Source organism: Butyricicoccus sp. OF10-2 (assembly GCF_003481925.1).
Lineage (GTDB): Bacteria > Bacillota > Clostridia > Oscillospirales > Butyricicoccaceae > Agathobaculum > Agathobaculum butyriciproducens.
Window position 1 is genome coordinate 51,570 of sequence record NZ_QUMC01000017.1, and the last position, 16,450, is coordinate 68,019.

Consider the following 16,450-nt stretch of genomic DNA (forward strand, 5'->3'; position numbering starts at 1 on the left):
AGAGGGCAGAACGGAAAGACCGCGCCCTGCGAGATGCGGGATATCAGGTGCTTCGGATCTGTGACAGCCGGGAGCTGGCTGAGCCGGTTGTATTGCAGAAGACGAAAATTCTGTATCGGTTTGATGAGCAGGACAGGCATCTTGACCAAATGATCGCCTCTGTATTTTGCTATCTTGATTTACAGCCGCTCGATTTTCATCACCGGCGGGATCAATATGCAATTAATCAAATGTATTTTCATGAGCGAAAGAAACGCACTCTGGCGGTAGAATATCCTGCAATCGCGTTGGAGTGGAGCACCCGCAACGCCGACAAGCCTGATACTGTATTCAGCGGTTCACCTCGAAAAGTTTGGTGGCACTGTCCAAAATGTCAGCAGGAGTATCGAGCAACGATCGCTAATAGGACCAAGCGCCGTTCCAACTGTCCGTTCTGTGCCAATCTTCAGGCGTATGAGAAAAACTGCCTGGCAGTGCTCCGGCCGGAAATTGCCGCGGAGTGGCATTCTGCGTTAAATTCCCCTCTGACACCTTATGATGTAGTGCCCGGCTCTGAAAAAAAGTATACTGGATCTGTTCGGAAGGACATGTTTGGAAAGCAGCCATCTGTTCCCGCACCAATTCTCGAAAAAGCAGATGCCCCATCTGTCATCCGAGAACTGGGACGCGATGCGGCTTGGTGAGGCCGCCGGAGCCTGCGCTTATTTGAATCTGGCACCCCACAAAGAATTTGCCGCTTTTGCCCAGTGAGATAGCAGGGCAATCCAATAGGAAATTTGGGTGGAAATGTGAAAAGGCCATGAGTGGCGATGCGAGAAGGGACATGTCTGACAGAGTTTCATCAGCAAGCGGATTCGCGGGGATGGCTGTCCATATTGTTCCGGTCGGCGTCCAAGCAGAGCGTATTGTCTGCAAGCTGCTACCCTGCCCTTGCTCCTATCCATACAGAGTGAATTGAACATTCAATAAAGAACGTACGTTCTTTTTAGTGTAAATCATGCTGCATTTTCGTATTTTCCTCAGAATCAATCCATATACTATGTTATTTTATGCGCTCGCTTCTCAACGGCAGTTCTCCCTCAAATCTGCGGCTGCACCTGCAGGAACTCCGCTGTTCCCTGTTCTCCGGTTTGCATTTTTGCCGGTTTCGTGGTATATTTTTAATATATGCCGTATGACTTTGTAAGCGGTCATACGCGTCAATCTGCGAACACATCATACAAAGGTGGGGAGCAAAGATGAACGGACCTACATTACAAGTGCAGATGCTCGGGCAGTTTACCCTTCGATACGGCGACCGCACCATTTCCGACAGCGACGACCGCTCCCGCCGGGTATGGTCACTGTTGGCCTATATGCTGTATAACCACGGCCGCTCGTTCGCACAGGAGGAGCTGATCCATCTATACTGGAGCAACGGCGATAAAAGTGCGGATCCCGGAAATGCGCTCAAATCAATCTTTCACCGCATTCGCACCGCGCTGGACAAACTGCAGCCGGGACTTGGCCGCCTGCTCATCCGCCGCAAAGCAGGCCGATACTTCTGGAACAACGTTATACCGCTTTCCCTCGATACCGAGGACTTCGAGGCGCATTTTCATGCCGCCGAAGCCGCCGAAGACGACGATATCCGTCTGGCAGAGTATCAGGCTGCACTGGCGCTGTATGCCGGCGATCCGCTTCCTCGCATGACCGATGAAATCTGGACTATTCCAATCGTGGCCTACTATCACAGCCTGTACACCCGTGCGGCAGCCGGGGCGATCGAACTGCTTGAAAAGCAGGAACGCACCGCCGAAGCCGTTGCGCTGTGCCATCAGGCGATTCATATTGAGCCGTATCAGGAGGACCTGTATGAGCACCTCATGCGTGGTCTGCTCCGCACCGGCGATATGAAGGGCACTATGTCGGTCTACGAGGAAATGAGCGAGCTGCTGTTTGCGCATTTCGGCGTTATGCCGTCCGAGACGCTGCGCACGCTGTATCGTCAGGCAACACGCACCGTAAACGACCGCACACTGACCATGGACGAGGTTTGCTCTCAGCTTGCGGAGCCTGCGCCGCACGGCGGCGCCATGGTATGCGAATACGACTTTTTCAAGATTCTGTACCGTTCCGAAGCCCGTTCGATCGCACGAAACGGCCATTCAGCGAATATCTGCCTGCTGTCGGTCTCCGGCAAGGACGGCGAAATGCTTGCACGCCGCAGTCTGGACCCCGCAATGAACAATCTGCAAGTGCTTGTCCAGAACAATCTGCGCCGCGGCGATGTGATCGCTCGATGCAGCATTTCGCAGTATATCATCCTGCTGCCGCAGGCGAATTACGAAAACAGCCGCATGGTCGCCGACCGACTGGTAAGCGCGTTTTACCGTCGGTATCCGCACTCGCCCGCACGGCTCCGCTATACGGTGCAGCCGCTGACGTAATCGGACTTTCAAAACAACTGCGTGCCGTCTATCCCGCGCACAATAAAGGAGATAAACATGGGTAAACAAAGCTGGAAGCCCGGCAACATGCTCAATCCCGTTCCGGCGGTGATGGTCAGCGTTGCCGATGAAGCGCACCGTCCCAACATCATCACGGTAGCGTGGGCCGGTACGATCTGCACCAACCCGCCGATGGTGTCGATTTCGGTCCGTCCGTCACGGTATTCTTACGATATTATCGAGAAAACCGGTGAATTTGTCATCAATCTCACCACCGAAAAGCTGGCGCGCGCGTGCGACTACTGCGGCGTTGTCAGCGGCCGTGATGTGGATAAATTTGCGAAAACCGGTCTGACGCCCATGCCGGTCGAGCATGTCAGCGCACCCGCTATCGCGGAAAGCCCGGTCAACATCGCCTGCCGCGTCACCGAGAGCCGCGCACTCGGCAGCCATACCATGTTCATCGCCGAGGTGGTCGGCGTGACGGTTGATGACGAATATCTGGACGAAAACGACCGGTTTCATATCAACGATGCGAACCTGATTATGTACTCCCACGGCGAGTATTTTGCGCTCGGCAAGTATCTCGGCAAGTTCGGATACAGCGTGCAGAAGAAGAAAAAGAGGAAGAAGTAAGGCGTTTTCAACTGCATACTATTGGCTGAAATATCAAATCGGAATTTAAGGAGGTCTTGTATGAAGAAAATAGTATGTACAATGCTATGTATTATGCTTTTATTTGGTTTGAGTGCTTGTGGTGGAGATGTCAGTGAAGTAAAAACTCATAATGTTGAATCTGAGAGCTATTCAGAAGAGGATATTAAAGCCGCTATTGACACAATAAAAAAGGAGTTTAAGAGTGACTGGAAAGGATGCACTCTCACAGAAATTTACTATGCCGGAGATGACTGCACGAAAGATCATAAAGATTGGGCAGACAGAAACAATGCAGATGAAGTCATTGTTTTATTATCTTCATTCGATGTTGATTCATCTGGTGGAGACGGGTCTTTGAATCCAAATAGTACATACAGTGATTGGAAGTGGATTTTAGTTAGAACAGATGGCGGAAAGTGGCAGCATGTTGACCATGGATATTAAGTCAAATTCCAGTTTTCCGCACCATGCAACCCATAACAACGCAAAACCGGCATCTTCCGATGCCGGTTTCTTTTCATTTCATTTCTTTATCAAATCGCTGTTCAGCCCAGCATTCTGCCGCGCAGCAGAATCGTGTGAATGTTCAGCTCCTCATCCAGCAGGAGCACATTCGCCAGCTTGCCCGGCTCGAGCGAGCCGTAATCGTGCTCAACGCCGATAGCGCACGCCGGATTGGTGGACGCGGAACGAATCGCCTGACCGAGCGAAACACCCATTTTAACAGCCGAGCGCACGCAGTCCATCAAATTGGTTGCGGAACCCGCAATCGTGCCGTCGTGCAGGGTGGCAAGGTTGCCGCGCACGGTAACCGCCTGTCCGCCGAGCGAATACTCGCCGTCATCGAGTCCGGTCGCCATCATGCTGTCCGAGATCAGGATAACACGGTTCTCAAACAGCCGGAAGGTCGCGCGAACGACCGACGGATGCACATGCACGCCGTCCGCGATGAGTTCAACTGCCACGTTATCGTTGTCAAAGGCCGCACCGATGACGCCCGGTGCCCGATGAGAAAACGGCGGCATGGCGTTGTACAGGTGGGTCACCTGCCGGGCTCCGTGCTTGAAGGCTTCGCAGGCGATGTCGTAATCCGCTGTCGTGTGCGCAATCGAGATACGCACCTCGCCTGCCAGCTCGTCGATCGTCTCCATCGAACCGGGCAGCTCGGGTGCCAGATCGCACAGCTTGAACAGACCGCCGGCTTTTTCCTGCACCCGGCGGAACATGGCCGCGTCCGGCGCATGCAGATAAGCGCCGTTCTGCGCACCCTTTTTCGCCTCGGAAATGAACGGGCCTTCCATGTTGATGCCCACAAGCGCCGCGTCATTACTCTCCGCCTGATAGGTTGCGGCGGCTTCGGCAATCTGTGTCAGCTTGTCCTCCGGATAGGTCATAGTCGCCGGACAGATGGCGGCCACGCCGATCTGTGCCTGATACTTTGCCAGTGTGGAGATAGCCTCATGCGTGCCGTCACAGAAATCGCGGCCCATGCAGCCGTGAAAATGCAGATCGACCAGTCCGGGCACGGCGTACAGACCGCCCATATCCACCGCATCCGCGCTCACCTCTGCGGATGCAATCCGGTCGCCCGAGATGGACAGTCCGCCGGTTTTGAACGTGCCGTCCGGCTGATATACCCTCAAATTGCTAAATTCCATAACTTCTCTTCCTTTTTAGAGCAAATCGCCGCACTTAGACAGTGCCGCCTCGTCCGCTACAATGGAAACATCTGTGTGCAGCTGCAGGATAGATGCCGGAACCTGAGGCGTTACCGGGCCGAAGAACGCTTCGCGGACGGTCTCTGCCTTGTTTTCACCGGAAACCACCAGCACGATGCGCCGTGCCAGCATGATGGTCTGCACGCCCATGGTGTACGCCTGCCGCGGCACATCATCCGCCGAGGCGAAAAAGCGTTTGTTTGCCTCGATGGTGGACTCGGTCAGGTTCACGCAATGCGTGCCCTTGGAGAAATACTCGTCCGGCTCGTTGAAGCCGATGTGTCCGTTCAGGCCCATGCCGAGCAGCTGCAGGTCAATGCCGCCCGCCGCCTTAATGGCTGCATCGTAGCGCTTGCACTCCCGCTCGGCGTCAAGCTGCGCGCCGTCCGGCAGATTGATGCGCTCTGCCGGCACATTCACCGCGTCGAAGAAGTTTTTGTGCATGAAATAGTGATAGCTCTGGTCGTGATCGGGTGTCAGGCCGCGATATTCGTCCAGATTGAAGGTCGTGCAGCCGCCGAAGTCCACATCACCCTTGTTATACCATTTAATCAGCTGCTCGTAAATGCCGATCGGTGACGAACCGGTCGCCAGACCGAGTACGGAATCCGGTTTGAGAATAACCTGTGCCGAAATGATGTTGGCTGCCTTGCGGCTCATGTCGTTATAATCCTTAGCGCGAATGATTTTCATGGAATACCTCTTTCTTCTGTCTCCGGAAATAGAAAGGGCAGGCAATGTGCCCGCCCTTTCCATTGCGCGGAGCGCAATCGTGATATGCAAACAAGATAGGTTAGTTAGATTGGTTGCGATTTCTTAACCATTCGGTGTTCCCACGCGGCTGTATTTTCAAACCGTGTGCGAGCACTTCAGGCTGCGTTGAATTGCTTTCAGTGTTACTTCAGCATCTTTGCCATTTCGTCGGCTACGAACTGGACCTTGGTGCCAATGATAACCTGAACCGCAGTCTGCGACGGACGCATTACGCCAGCCACGCCTGCAGCCTTGATCTTCTTCTCGTTGACGAGCGTGCCGTCCTTGACTTCCAGACGCAGACGGGTAATGCAGTTATCCAGAGATTCTACATTTTCCTTGCCGCCCAGACCTTCGAGGACTGCAGCTGCAATTGCGGTGAAGTCGTTATTTGCCAGCTTGGCATTCTTGTCAACCTCTGCGAAGTCGGCTTCTTCATCCTCACGGCCCGGGGTCTTGAGGTTGAACTTGGTGATCGCAAAGTAGAATACCAGATAGAATACAACGAATGCTGCGATACCCAGCGGGATGATCATCAGCGTGTTGTTCGCTGCCGGCAGGAAGGACGAGAATACGAGGTCGGTCGCGCCTGCGGAGAAGCAGAAGCCTGCGCGGAAGCCGACATAGTAGGTGATGATGGTGAAAATGCCGTACAGAGCAGCATAAACAACATACAGCGGGAAGCACAGGAACATGAAGCCGAACTCAAACGGCTCGGTAACGCCGCAGATGAATGCGCAGATGGCAGCGGACAGGACCAGACCGATAGCAGCCTTCTTGTTCTTCGCAGCCTTGATCATAGCAAGAGCCGCACCGGCAATACCGAACATCATGCAGGGGAAGAAGCCGGACATATACATGCCGAGCTCCAGGTAACGCCGTTCTGACCGGTAATGTCGCCGGCCCAGTAGTGAGACAGGTCGCCCAGGCCGATGGTATCGAACCAGAATACGTTGTTGAGTGCGTGATGCAGACCGGTCGGAATCAGCAGACGGTTAAGGAATGCATAGATGCCGGCGCCGATACCGTCCATGCCGATGATGCCTTCGCCAACAGCTACCAGAGCGCTGAAGATGACAGGCCATACGAACAGCAGGACAACGGATACCGCGATGGAAACCAGACCGGTTACGATGGCAACGCAGCGCTTGCCGCTGAAGAATGCCAGCCAGTCCGGGAGCTTCGCGTTTTTGAAGCGGTTATAGCAGCTTGCGCCGATGATACCGGCGATGATAGCGATAAATACGTTCTGGATCTTGTCAAATGCCAGCGTTTTTACCGGATCATCCGCGATTGCGGGCATCAGCGTGGTAACAACGCCGGTGCTCAGCAGGTTGGTCATCATCAGCCAGGATACCAGACCGGCCAGTGCCGAGGTACCCTCGCGGTCGTCGGATAGTCCGACTGCAACACCGATGACAAACAGCCATGCCATATTGTCAATCAGCGCGCCGCCTGCCTTTATCAACAGGAAGCCAATGTTATACAGTGCACCGCTCGTGGCCGCACCCGGCACGCCCATAACGCCCGGAGCGATCGCGTAGCCGAGACCCATCAGGATACCGCAGATCGGCAGCGCAGCTACCGGCAGCATCAAAGCCTTGCCCAGCTTTTGCAGTTTTTTCATCATAAGAGTTTCCCCTCCTTATTTTGTGGACCGCCGAAGCGGCCGATTGTGTTGACGGATGGGAGAGCCGAACTCCGTTTCCGTCCCCCTATTTCATCGCCGTTCACACCCAGCGAAATGAAATCCTTACAAATTACTCTCGAGGAACGCCTGCATTGCAGCTGCAGCGGTCTCCTCGTCCTCACCCTCGATGGTAAGCTTTACGGTATCGCCGCCCTTAACGCCGAGTCCCATCACGCCCATGATGCGCTTGGCATCGACTTCCTTTTTCGGGCTGGCGATCATGATTTTCGAGGCAAACTTGCCTGCCTCCTTGACCAGCAGTCCGGCCGGTCGAGCGTGGATACCCAGTGCATCCGTAATCGTATATTCAATGGTCTTCATCTCAGAATTACTTCCTTTCCGTTACTTGGTTTCCAGGTGCAGCAGTACGTCGCCTGCAGAAACCGTTTCTCCTGCCACGGATTTTACGTCCTTGAACGTATCCGGATTGCAGATTAAAACCGGCGTTACGATCTTGTAGCCTTCGGCCTTGATGGCCTCCGGGTCAAATTCGATCAGCGTGTCGCCCTTCCTGACCTGATCACCGGCCTTGCAGCAGGCCTTGTAATGCCTGCCCTCCAGCTGTACGGTGTCGATGCCAACGTGGATGAGCAGCTCTGCACCGCCCGCCGTGGTCAGCGATACCGCGTGACCGGTCTCAAACATCACATCCACCGTGCCGTCCGCCGGAGCAACAATGCGTCCTTCGGTCGGCTCGATTGCAATGCCCGGACCGAGAATGCCCTGTGCGAACGTGGGATCGGGTACGTCCTCCAGTGCTACCACCTTGCCGGCAACCGGCGCCGTTATCTCGATGCCGCTGTCGCCGCCAAACAGATTTTTCAGTTTACCAAACATTTAGCTCACAACCTTTTTGATTCGGCAATACCGCATGGTTGAACACGAGTGATTTGCGCGTAAATTGTGCGGTGTTGCCTTAAGTATGCCTGTTTTGTCCGAAAACATACAGAAAATAAAAAGAACCAAACTTCTGCACAGATACAACTTGCCCTTTGATGGCAATTCCTGCGAGAAATCTGGTTTTGCCCGCCGAAGCGGTAACAATCCATTTCAAACGGATACTGTTTACTTGTTAATTGCAGTATAACAAACTTTTCTCACCTTGGCAAGAGCAACCTGTCGAATTAGTTGCCAAATTTTCGCGTTGTTTTTCTGCACTTTGCACAAAAAACAAGTCCGCACTGCTTGTGCAGTACGGACTCCGTGATTACTTTTTATCATCAATGTGCTCCATCACACGGGCGATGTGAATGGTGAGATACAGCAGCTCATTCTGTCCGGAGTGGAAATTTTTCTCCCTCTGGACGTACACGCGAATCTTGTCCGCACAGGCATACGCCTTCGGGTACTTGAACCGCACCACATCGAGCAGATCGCTGTCCTCATCGCCGTAGCCTTCTCCGCTGACGATACGCCGTGCGTAGAACTTGAGGTGCGTGACAAACCGGTAGTAATTGAGCGATTCATCATCCGGACGGAAACCGTATTCATCGTAAACGATGCGGAAAACCGCCTGCAGCAGATAGGTCATGTCGTAAATATCGCGGATTTCACCACCGAGCTGTGCATTGACAAAGTGCAGCGCGATAAACGCTGCCTCATCATCCGTGAACTCCACGCCGGTCTCCTCCTTGACGATCTCATTCGCCTTGAGACCCACGCGGAATTCGTCCTTGTACAGCTGCCGGATGTCCCACAGCAGCGGATTGGGCAGTACAATGCCCTCCTTATAGCGGTTGACGGCCGCCGAGATATGATCGGGCAGCGTAACGTAAATGCTGTCCGACAGCTCCTTGCCGAGCGCGATCTTCGCATGGTTGATAATGCGTTCGCTCATCAGGAAATGCGGCAGCGGAATGCTTGTTATCAGCTGCTGGAACCGGTCGAAAAGCTGATCCGAGTGCAGCGTGAACCGCTTTTCCACCTTGTCCGGCGGTGCTTCGTCACCTGCGCGGCGGCCGAAGCCCAGACCGCGCCCCATAAGCACAGTCTCCGCACCGTTTTCATCCAGCGCGACCACAACATTGTTGTTAAGTACCTTTTCTATTTTCACGTCCGCGCCTCCTGACCCGCACCGCAGCACGCATCAAACGCTTCACGCGCCGCACGGACTGCATTTTCGTCGCACTGCCACAAACTGAATTCGCTCAGTCCGGGCAGCCCCATCGGCACATTTTCGCGCCGGAACTGCATTCTGCTGTTTTCCACCCGCTTTGCGGAAAGATGGAAGGCATTCGCGCCTGTTTTCGGCTGCAAATCGCGGATAACATCGGCGTTTACGCCTGCACCGACCAGAATCTGCACGTCCTCTCCTGCTTTTGCAACCAGCGCGCGCAGTAAATCCGCGCCTGCGGTGCAGTCCGCCTGCTGCCCTGAGGTCAAAATGGTATCCACACCCAGCCGCTTTGCGGTTTCCAGTGCCGCAAACGGATCGCGGCAGACATCGAACGCACGGTGCAGCGTCACACCGCAGCCGCCTGCAAGCGCGATCAGCTTTTCCATGCGCGCCTCGTCAAGATCGCCCTCGGGTGTGAGCACGCCGATGACAATGCCGTCCGCGCCGAGCGCGGCAAAGCGCTTCACCTGACGGCAGAGCAGCTCAAATTCGCTTTCCGTATACAAAAAATCGCCGCAGCGCGGACGCAGCAGCACACGAACCGGTACGGAAACCCGTTCCCGCACCATGCGGAACAGATCCTCATCCGGCGAAGTACCGCCGATCATTAAATTTGCGCATAACTCCAGCCGCATAGCACCGCCGCGCTCCGCGCTTACCGCAGACTCGACCGAGTGGGCACAAACCTCCAGAACCGGTTTCATTTCCTGCTCCTCCTTCGAGACAAAATAACGCTTGGCAAATTATGTGATTCAATCCACACTGTTATCCGTTAATTATATCACCGAAAACCGCATAGGTCAACGCAGGTTTTTACAGCATTCTGCACAATAAAAATCAGATGTTTTCATATAAAATAAACCACCTCCCCGCTTCGTATGCAGAGAGGTGATTTGCAGTATTTTCCGCATAATGGCGGCTGATCTCGACCATGCCGCGGATACCGTCGATCGGTGTACGGACATCATAGCGCTGACAGATATTTGCGTCCATATTCCCAAAAAATTCTCCGCGCTTTTGGCTGTTTCTTTTCTTCGGCTGAGCTGTCTTGTCAGTTTGTATAAAAATGCAAGCAAGTTTTGCACAAATCGGATAGTTTGCAGGAATTCGAGCATACTTATGCAAATAGACCGCATATTTTGTTGTTTTTTTAACAATTTTGTGCTATACTGAATATACAGCCCATAAAATGGGTAATGCGCGCCGGAGCAGTTCCGCTGCACCGGGCCGACAGGAGAGGTGTTTTATGAACAGTATTACAACCCGCGTTTGGATCGCGGGAGCAAGCGGCAGACTGGGTTCCGCGCTTAGTCATCGTTTCGGCGGCAACACAGCATATAAGCTGGTAACCAGCGACCGCGATGTACCGGTTGAGGATGTATCCGTTGTCGGCCGTTTCGCCGATATTAACCATCCGGATGTCATCATTAACTGTGCCGGCCTGACCGACGTGCAGGCCTGCGAGGAGAACCCCGAAGAAGCGTATAAGATCAACGCCATCGGCGCCCGCAATCTGGCGACCGCTGCAAGACGCATCGACGCAAAATTCATTCAGATCTCGACCGATGACGTATTCGGCGGCGACGAGGACAAGGCTTTCTGTGAGTTCGACGATCCCCATCCGACCACGATGTACGGCAAGAGCAAGTACGCCGGTGAAAAGCTCGTGCGCGAACTGACCGACAAGCATGTTATCGTGCGTTCGTCGTGGCTGTACGGCGTCGGCTCGTACGACTTTGTTGACCGCGTGCTCGATACGGCGGCAAAGGAAGGCGCGGTCCATCTGCCGGAGGACGAGATTTCCTCCCCGACCTCGGCGAAAGCGCTCGCCGGCTTTATCGACTGCCTGATGCACAGCCGCGAGTACGGCCTGTTTCACGCATCGTGCGACGGCTCGTGCTCCCGTGCAGAGTACGCCCGCGAAATTCTGCGTCTCGCCGGCAAGGAAAATGTGCCAGTCACCTCGGCCTCCGAGAACACTGCGCTGCGTCCGCGCTTTACGCTGTTGGATAACATGATGCTGCGTATCACTGGTTTGTATCAAATGCCGGACTGGCATGACGCGCTGAGCGAATACATGGCCCACCGGAAGACGGGAGTAAATAAATGAATGAAGTAAAAGAGAAAAAGAAACTCGGTCTGACTACAAAGATCTTCATCTCGCTGATCGCCGGTGCGATTGTCGGCATTGCGCTCAATATGTTTGCAACTGATGTGGATTTTGTGCAGAACGTGCTGGTAAACGGCGTATTTTATGTTGTTGGTCAGGGCTTTATCCGCCTGATGCAGATGCTGGTCGTACCGCTGGTATTCTGCTCGCTGATCTGCGGCGCCACCGCCATCGGCGACAGTAAAACGCTCGGCAAGGTCGGCGTAAAGATCATCGGCTTCTACATTTTCACCACGATGATGGCGGTTGCCGTTGCACTCGGTATCGGTCTTCTGATCAAGCCGGGTATGGGTCTGGATATGTCGCAGATCCAGACCGCCGAAGTCGCCGCTTCTTCGGATTCGGTCAGCTTTGCGGAAACCCTGCTGAACATCATCCCGAAAAACCCGATCGGTGCGCTCGCCAACGGCGAAATGCTGCAGGTTATCGTGTTTGCACTGATCGTCGGCGTTATCCTCGCCAAGCTGCAGGATAAGACCCAGCTGGTAACGAACTTCTTCCAGCAGGGCAACGATATTATGATGGAAATGACCATGATGGTCATGGGTCTGGCTCCCATTGGTGTATTCTGCCTGATCTCTAAGACCTTTGCCGGTCTCGGTTTCTCCGCCATGGTGCCAATGTTCAAGTACATGGGCGCGGTGCTGCTGGCGCTGTTCATCCAGTGCTGCGGCATATACCAGATTCTGCTGGCGCTGCTTACGAGACTCAATCCGCTGCGTTTCCTCAAGAAATTCGCTCCGGTTATGGGCTTTGCGTTCTCGACCGCAACCTCTAACGCCACTATCCCGATGAATATCGACACGCTGGAGGAAAAAATCGGCGTCAACCGCCGTATTTCGTCCTTCACCATCCCGCTCGGCGCGACCATCAACATGATGGTACGTCCATCATGCAGGGCGTTGCCGTTGTATTCGTTGCACAGGCGTTCGGCATCCAGCTGACCCCTGCGGATTATCTGACCGTCATTGCGACCGCAACGCTCGCCTCCATCGGTACCGCAGGCGTGCCGTCGGTTGGTCTGGTTACGTTGGCAATGGTATTCGATTCGGTCGGTCTGCCGGTTGCCGGAATCGGTCTGATCATGGGTATCGACCGTATCCTCGATATGGCGCGTACTGCCGTTAATATCACCGGCGACGCTGTCTGCACCACGATCGTGGCGCATCAGGACGGCGCACTGAACAAGTCTGTATTTAATAAGAATTAAATCAAACTAACAGAAAAACCCCGTATTTCGTAAGAAATACGGGGTTTTTCTGGTGCCGCCAGCCGGAATCGAACCGGCACGGGTTTAACTCCGGGGGATTTTAAGTCCCCTGCGTCTACCAGTTCCGCCATGGCGGCGTGTAAATATTATACCAGAATGGATTCGGTCTGTCAAACATGTGCGCCGCCGGTTTGAGGATTTTTCAATCCCGCCTCTGCTGCTTTCCTGTTGCGTCCTTCCGGAAAAAGCTATACAATAAATATAACAGTTCTCCTGTACAGAAACGCGCATACGGTACGCGTTCCATGCGTTCCGGCTATGCATTTGACGTACCAATTCGATGTCAGAGAAAAAATTTTTGAAACATGCGGAACAAACCATACGGAACAAACGTCTAAGCTAATATATGGTAATGGCCCCACCGCAGCAGCGGCCGTGCTGTCGATGGCATTCGTTATTGTCATATACAGGATAGAGAGTATAAGCATTAACAGTGAAAAGGAGGAAAAAATATGAAACGGTTTCAGAAGGCGTTACTCGGTGTTGTGGTGAGCGGTGCATTGCTGTTCTCGGCGCAGGCGGCGGAACTGTCCAGTTCGGCACAGGATACGCTGCAATCGGCTATGACTAAGGTTCAGCAGGAGATCAAGGATTACGGTCAGTTGAAAACACTCGGCTTTACCGGTGAAAACTGTGAAATTATCCTCTCGAACCTCAACGCGAAACAGTATTTGGTTAACCTAACAGCTGACAGCACACACAAGTATGGTATTCTGGACAAAACGACCGGCAAGCTGGTTGTTCCTGTGGAGTACGATTATTACATTGCGCTTGACGGCACGGAAACACTGGTTAGCCAGTACGACGCTGATCATCACCCCAGCTACTGGTTCGCCGATGAAACCGGCAAACTGACGCCGATGAAGCTGCCGTCCGGTTATGAGCTTGCGACGTATGAGCCAAACAGCAATGTGTTCGTGCTCTTCAAAAACGCGAAAAAGCCGGTATATGACCCGTATTCCGGCGATGGTCCGGCTACGCTGATTGAAGATGTCACCTTCTTTGCTCTGGCCGACAGAGACATGAACATCATCCTCGATGACATCGACATGGTACCGGATTGGTACGCCGATTTCTTCATCGCAAAGACCGGCAGCACGAAGTGGGAACGTGTTGGCAAGGCAGGCGCGGACGGCAACGGCACCTGCGGTCTGTTTGACCCGAAAACCGAAAAATTTGTCGGCAAGCACGATTTTAACCAGATTTTCTGGTACGATCAGCACTTTATCGGCACACGCAGCAGCGGCACAAAATCTTATCTGCTGGATGGCAAGGGCGGCGAAACCCTGCTGCCCGCAAACGTCAAGGAGTACAGCAGCTGGGCCAAGACCGAAGTAGCTGCCGCAGAAGATCACGGTCTTACCGAGTCGTTCTCCTATCCCAAGCTGGACATTACCCGCGAAAATTTTACCAAGCTGGCGATGAACCTGTACAACAAGATTTATCCCAACAAGGAGATTCCGGCTCTGGAAACCAAGTTCACCGACTGCAGGGACGACCCGAACGTGAACAATGCCGCCGCACTCGGCATTGTCACCGGCTACGAGGACGGCACCTTCCGTCCGTACAAGACCATCTCCCGCCAGGAGGCTGCCGCCATGCTTGACCGGCTGTATCAGGTACTCGGCGGCAAGACGGACGTGGTTTCCGAAAAGGCCTTCGCTGACGATGCCAAAATCGGCGACTGGGCGCGCGACAGCGTTTATGCAATGCGCCAGACCGGCATCATGCAGGGCAAGGAGAACAATCAGTTCTGCCCGACGGACGGCTACACCGCAGAGCAGTCCATTGTGACCATCGAGCGCATGTATCAAATCATCAAGTAACCAGCTATATCAAAAAGGACTTCGTTTTGACGAAGTCCTTTTTGCTTACTCATAACGTCCCATGAAAATCTCGGTTACGATGCCGTTTTCGATGGTGACACGCAGCAGGTCCACCATCATTTCGTCCCGTGCGTCCGGCGAGCCGTACAGATCGAGGAACCGTGCTTCGCTGTCTCCAACACGCAGTCCGCGCACGGTTTTGTGCCGCCAAAACAGCCACCGGCGGGTCAGTGGAATTTCATCCGGTGCCTCGGTGATGATAACGCGGTTGCGGCTCTTATCCCACCGTATCTGCGGAATGTGGCTGTCCCACAGGTACGAAAACGGCGCGTACAGCACGCCATTCCGTTCCACGCCGGAGACAGCGGTCTCAGCACCGTGCAGTGTGTAGGTTTTGCCGTCTGCCGTACCGCCAAGGCGCTCAACGATCTCTTTCAGCGGCACATACGGCTCGTTTTTGTACAGAATAACCGGATTCTCCAGCGTGATCGGCTCTCCGTTCTGCAGAGCTTCCCTGCTGCCGATTTCCATGCTGAGCGACGTGTTCGTCCGCTCCAGATAGCCGATTCGCCAGACCGCCAGTCCAATCGCAAGCACAAGCGCCAGCAGCGGCAGCCAGTATTTTTTCACAATACGCATGATTTTCCTCCCTGATTACGCCTTCTGCGTCATACGCAGCATAATGACGAGCGTCTGCTCGATGGTGCAGCCATCCTTCGGGCAGAATTTGCTACCGCTCTTGCCCTGCAGGATGCCGCCCTGCTGCATCGGTAAACCGAATTCTTCGTCCAAAGGCCGATACTGCGTTGTCGGCATAGATTTTCGCAGAATTTTCGCTCGAAACCGTGCCGTACAGCACGTTGTACAGTCGATGCAGAATCACTGTTGCCTCCTGATGCGAAAGCTCGCGCGTCAGCTGAAACGTGCCATTCTCGCAGCCGGTGACGATGCCGAGCGATGCGATATCTGCATCGGCATACAGCCGCACAGCACGAGCGCGGACAGCATAACCATTCGTTTTTCATGCTCCCTATCCCCTTGCCAAATGAATTTATATACAATATATAGTATATAACCATTCTGCCCCTGTCAACTGTGACACGAAAATAAGTTTTTTGAGAGAACTTTGTCTCACTTCCCCCGTCTAACGGTTATAGTAAGTGAAGAACCTCACAGGCAGGAGGTATTTTTATGAAAAACGGCGTTATTTGTGTGCAGCCGCGCTGATCGCGGGCAGCATGACGGCGGGAGTCGGTGCTGCAAGCGATAAACCAAACGCCGATGATACCCAGCTTGGCGATTGGGCACGCAGCAGCGTGTATGCGATGCGCGAGATCGGCATTATGCCAGGCAAGGAGAATAACCGATTCCGTCCTAAGGATGGGTATACGCAGGAGCAGGCTGTTGTAACGGTGGAACGGGCGGTTTCAGGCTGTGAAGCAATATTAAAATTATTTTTTTCTGTTGATTTTTCGGTACATATTCCGCCGCAGATATCCAGTTTGTGGATGTTTGCGGCGGTTTTGTTTTTGTGAAATTGTTGCATACACCGTCTATTTTCCGGCATTTTCAGGTGTTTAAAGTCTTTTTGCGATTTTCCCGCGAATCTCAAAAAGGTTCTTGCACTGGTACTGGCGTTTGCTTGCGCATTCACCATGTTTGCTGGTGCAGCGTTCACGGATTCGGCTGACATTAAGGTTGACACCGAAGTTGTGGACACTCTGGTATCGCTGGGCGTAGTTAACGGCTACGACGATGGCTCTTTCAAGCCGAACGGTACCGTAACCCGTGCGGAGATGGCGAAGATGATCTACGTTCTGC

The 16,450-nt window shown here is 53.6% G+C and carries 18 protein-coding genes, 1 tRNA gene and 3 pseudogenes; 11 read left to right on the top strand and 11 right to left on the bottom strand.

Going from position 1 to position 16,450, the window contains the following annotated elements; all coding sequences use genetic code 11:
- Positions 1–230: 230 nt before the first annotated feature.
- The 6 genes and pseudogenes from DXB00_RS18215 to DXB00_RS10015 all read left to right on the top strand — a co-directional run.
- Positions 231–431 (top strand): annotated as a pseudogene (locus tag DXB00_RS18215) (zinc-ribbon domain-containing protein); the annotation flags it as partial.
- A gap of 140 nt (positions 432–571) precedes the next feature.
- Positions 572–709: a zinc-ribbon domain-containing protein gene (locus DXB00_RS18220; protein ID WP_442861371.1), complete on the top strand. Its 138-nt coding sequence runs from the start codon at positions 572–574 to the stop codon at positions 707–709.
- Positions 710–958: a zinc-ribbon domain-containing protein gene (locus DXB00_RS18225; protein ID WP_119214842.1), complete on the top strand. Its 249-nt coding sequence runs from the start codon at positions 710–712 to the stop codon at positions 956–958.
- Between the two features lie 280 nt (positions 959–1,238).
- Positions 1,239–2,429, top strand: a complete 1,191-nt coding sequence (locus DXB00_RS10005) for an AfsR/SARP family transcriptional regulator (RefSeq protein ID WP_119214843.1) — start codon at positions 1,239–1,241, stop codon at positions 2,427–2,429.
- A 57-nt stretch (positions 2,430–2,486) separates the two neighbouring features.
- Positions 2,487–3,065: a flavin reductase family protein gene (locus tag DXB00_RS10010; RefSeq protein ID WP_117490031.1), complete on the top strand. Its 579-nt coding sequence runs from the start codon at positions 2,487–2,489 to the stop codon at positions 3,063–3,065.
- 60 nt (positions 3,066–3,125) lie between these two features.
- Entirely contained in the window at positions 3,126–3,530 is a 405-nt protein-coding gene (locus DXB00_RS10015) for an LptM family lipoprotein (RefSeq protein WP_110435537.1), read from the top strand.
- A 101-nt stretch (positions 3,531–3,631) separates the two neighbouring features.
- Here DXB00_RS10015 and nagA read toward each other — a convergent pair whose 3' ends face one another.
- The 8 genes and pseudogenes from nagA to DXB00_RS16380 form a co-directional block, all read right to left on the bottom strand.
- Positions 3,632–4,744, bottom strand: a complete 1,113-nt coding sequence (nagA, locus tag DXB00_RS10020; RefSeq protein ID WP_119214844.1) for an N-acetylglucosamine-6-phosphate deacetylase — start codon at positions 4,742–4,744, stop codon at positions 3,632–3,634.
- A 15-nt stretch (positions 4,745–4,759) separates the two neighbouring features.
- Positions 4,760–5,497: a glucosamine-6-phosphate deaminase gene (nagB, locus tag DXB00_RS10025; RefSeq protein ID WP_110435539.1), complete on the bottom strand. Its 738-nt coding sequence runs from the start codon at positions 5,495–5,497 to the stop codon at positions 4,760–4,762.
- Positions 5,498–5,700: 203 nt separating this feature from the next.
- Positions 5,701–7,187, bottom strand: a pseudogene (locus DXB00_RS17735) (PTS transporter subunit EIIC).
- Positions 7,188–7,310: 123 nt separating this feature from the next.
- Positions 7,311–7,568 carry an HPr family phosphocarrier protein gene (locus DXB00_RS10035; RefSeq protein WP_118730010.1) on the bottom strand — a complete coding sequence of 86 codons (258 nt, stop codon included), beginning with the start codon at positions 7,566–7,568 and terminating at the stop codon, positions 7,311–7,313.
- A gap of 21 nt (positions 7,569–7,589) precedes the next feature.
- Complete coding sequence (locus tag DXB00_RS10040) at positions 7,590–8,084, bottom strand: PTS sugar transporter subunit IIA (protein ID WP_118730009.1); 495 nt, start codon at positions 8,082–8,084, stop codon at positions 7,590–7,592.
- A 370-nt stretch (positions 8,085–8,454) separates the two neighbouring features.
- The gene (gene licT, locus DXB00_RS10045) at positions 8,455–9,300 is read right to left on the bottom strand and encodes a BglG family transcription antiterminator LicT (RefSeq protein ID WP_118730008.1); all 846 of its coding nucleotides are present in this window, start codon (positions 9,298–9,300) and stop codon (positions 8,455–8,457) included.
- The gene (locus tag DXB00_RS10050) at positions 9,297–10,067 is read right to left on the bottom strand and encodes a copper homeostasis protein CutC (protein ID WP_118730007.1); all 771 of its coding nucleotides are present in this window, start codon (positions 10,065–10,067) and stop codon (positions 9,297–9,299) included. The genes licT and DXB00_RS10050 overlap by 4 nt, the downstream gene beginning before the upstream one ends.
- Before the next feature lie 133 nt (positions 10,068–10,200).
- Complete coding sequence (locus DXB00_RS16380) at positions 10,201–10,356, bottom strand: hypothetical protein (protein WP_158578359.1); 156 nt, start codon at positions 10,354–10,356, stop codon at positions 10,201–10,203.
- A gap of 253 nt (positions 10,357–10,609) precedes the next feature.
- Between DXB00_RS16380 and rfbD the strand changes: the two genes are divergently transcribed.
- Both rfbD and DXB00_RS10060 read left to right on the top strand, forming a co-directional pair.
- Complete coding sequence (rfbD, locus tag DXB00_RS10055; RefSeq protein WP_118730006.1) at positions 10,610–11,473, top strand: dTDP-4-dehydrorhamnose reductase; 864 nt, start codon at positions 10,610–10,612, stop codon at positions 11,471–11,473.
- Positions 11,470–12,743 (top strand): annotated as a pseudogene (locus tag DXB00_RS10060) (dicarboxylate/amino acid:cation symporter). The gene rfbD and the pseudogene DXB00_RS10060 overlap by 4 nt, the downstream one beginning before the upstream one ends.
- Positions 12,744–12,793: 50 nt before the next feature.
- Here DXB00_RS10060 and DXB00_RS10065 read toward each other — a convergent pair.
- A tRNA-Leu gene (locus tag DXB00_RS10065) sits at positions 12,794–12,880 on the bottom strand.
- 375 nt (positions 12,881–13,255) lie between these two features.
- Here DXB00_RS10065 and DXB00_RS10075 point away from each other — a divergent pair.
- Positions 13,256–14,629, top strand: coding sequence for an S-layer homology domain-containing protein (locus DXB00_RS10075; RefSeq protein WP_119214845.1), 1,374 nt, complete (start codon positions 13,256–13,258; stop codon positions 14,627–14,629).
- A gap of 45 nt (positions 14,630–14,674) precedes the next feature.
- Here DXB00_RS10075 and DXB00_RS10080 read toward each other — a convergent pair whose 3' ends face one another.
- Together DXB00_RS10080 and DXB00_RS16385 are read right to left on the bottom strand one after the other, a co-directional pair.
- Positions 14,675–15,268, bottom strand: coding sequence for a stalk domain-containing protein (locus tag DXB00_RS10080; protein ID WP_119190174.1), 594 nt, complete (start codon positions 15,266–15,268; stop codon positions 14,675–14,677).
- Between the two features lie 15 nt (positions 15,269–15,283).
- Complete coding sequence (locus tag DXB00_RS16385) at positions 15,284–15,421, bottom strand: hypothetical protein (protein WP_158578358.1); 138 nt, start codon at positions 15,419–15,421, stop codon at positions 15,284–15,286.
- Between the two features lie 446 nt (positions 15,422–15,867).
- On the opposite strand from DXB00_RS16385, the gene DXB00_RS10090 reads away from it, so the two are divergent.
- Together DXB00_RS10090 and DXB00_RS18230 are read left to right on the top strand one after the other, a co-directional pair.
- Complete coding sequence (locus tag DXB00_RS10090; RefSeq protein ID WP_147359205.1) at positions 15,868–16,164, top strand: S-layer homology domain-containing protein; 297 nt, start codon at positions 15,868–15,870, stop codon at positions 16,162–16,164.
- 120 nt (positions 16,165–16,284) lie between these two features.
- A partial coding sequence (locus DXB00_RS18230) for an S-layer homology domain-containing protein (RefSeq protein WP_147359206.1) occupies positions 16,285–16,450 on the top strand: 166 nt, incomplete at its 3' end.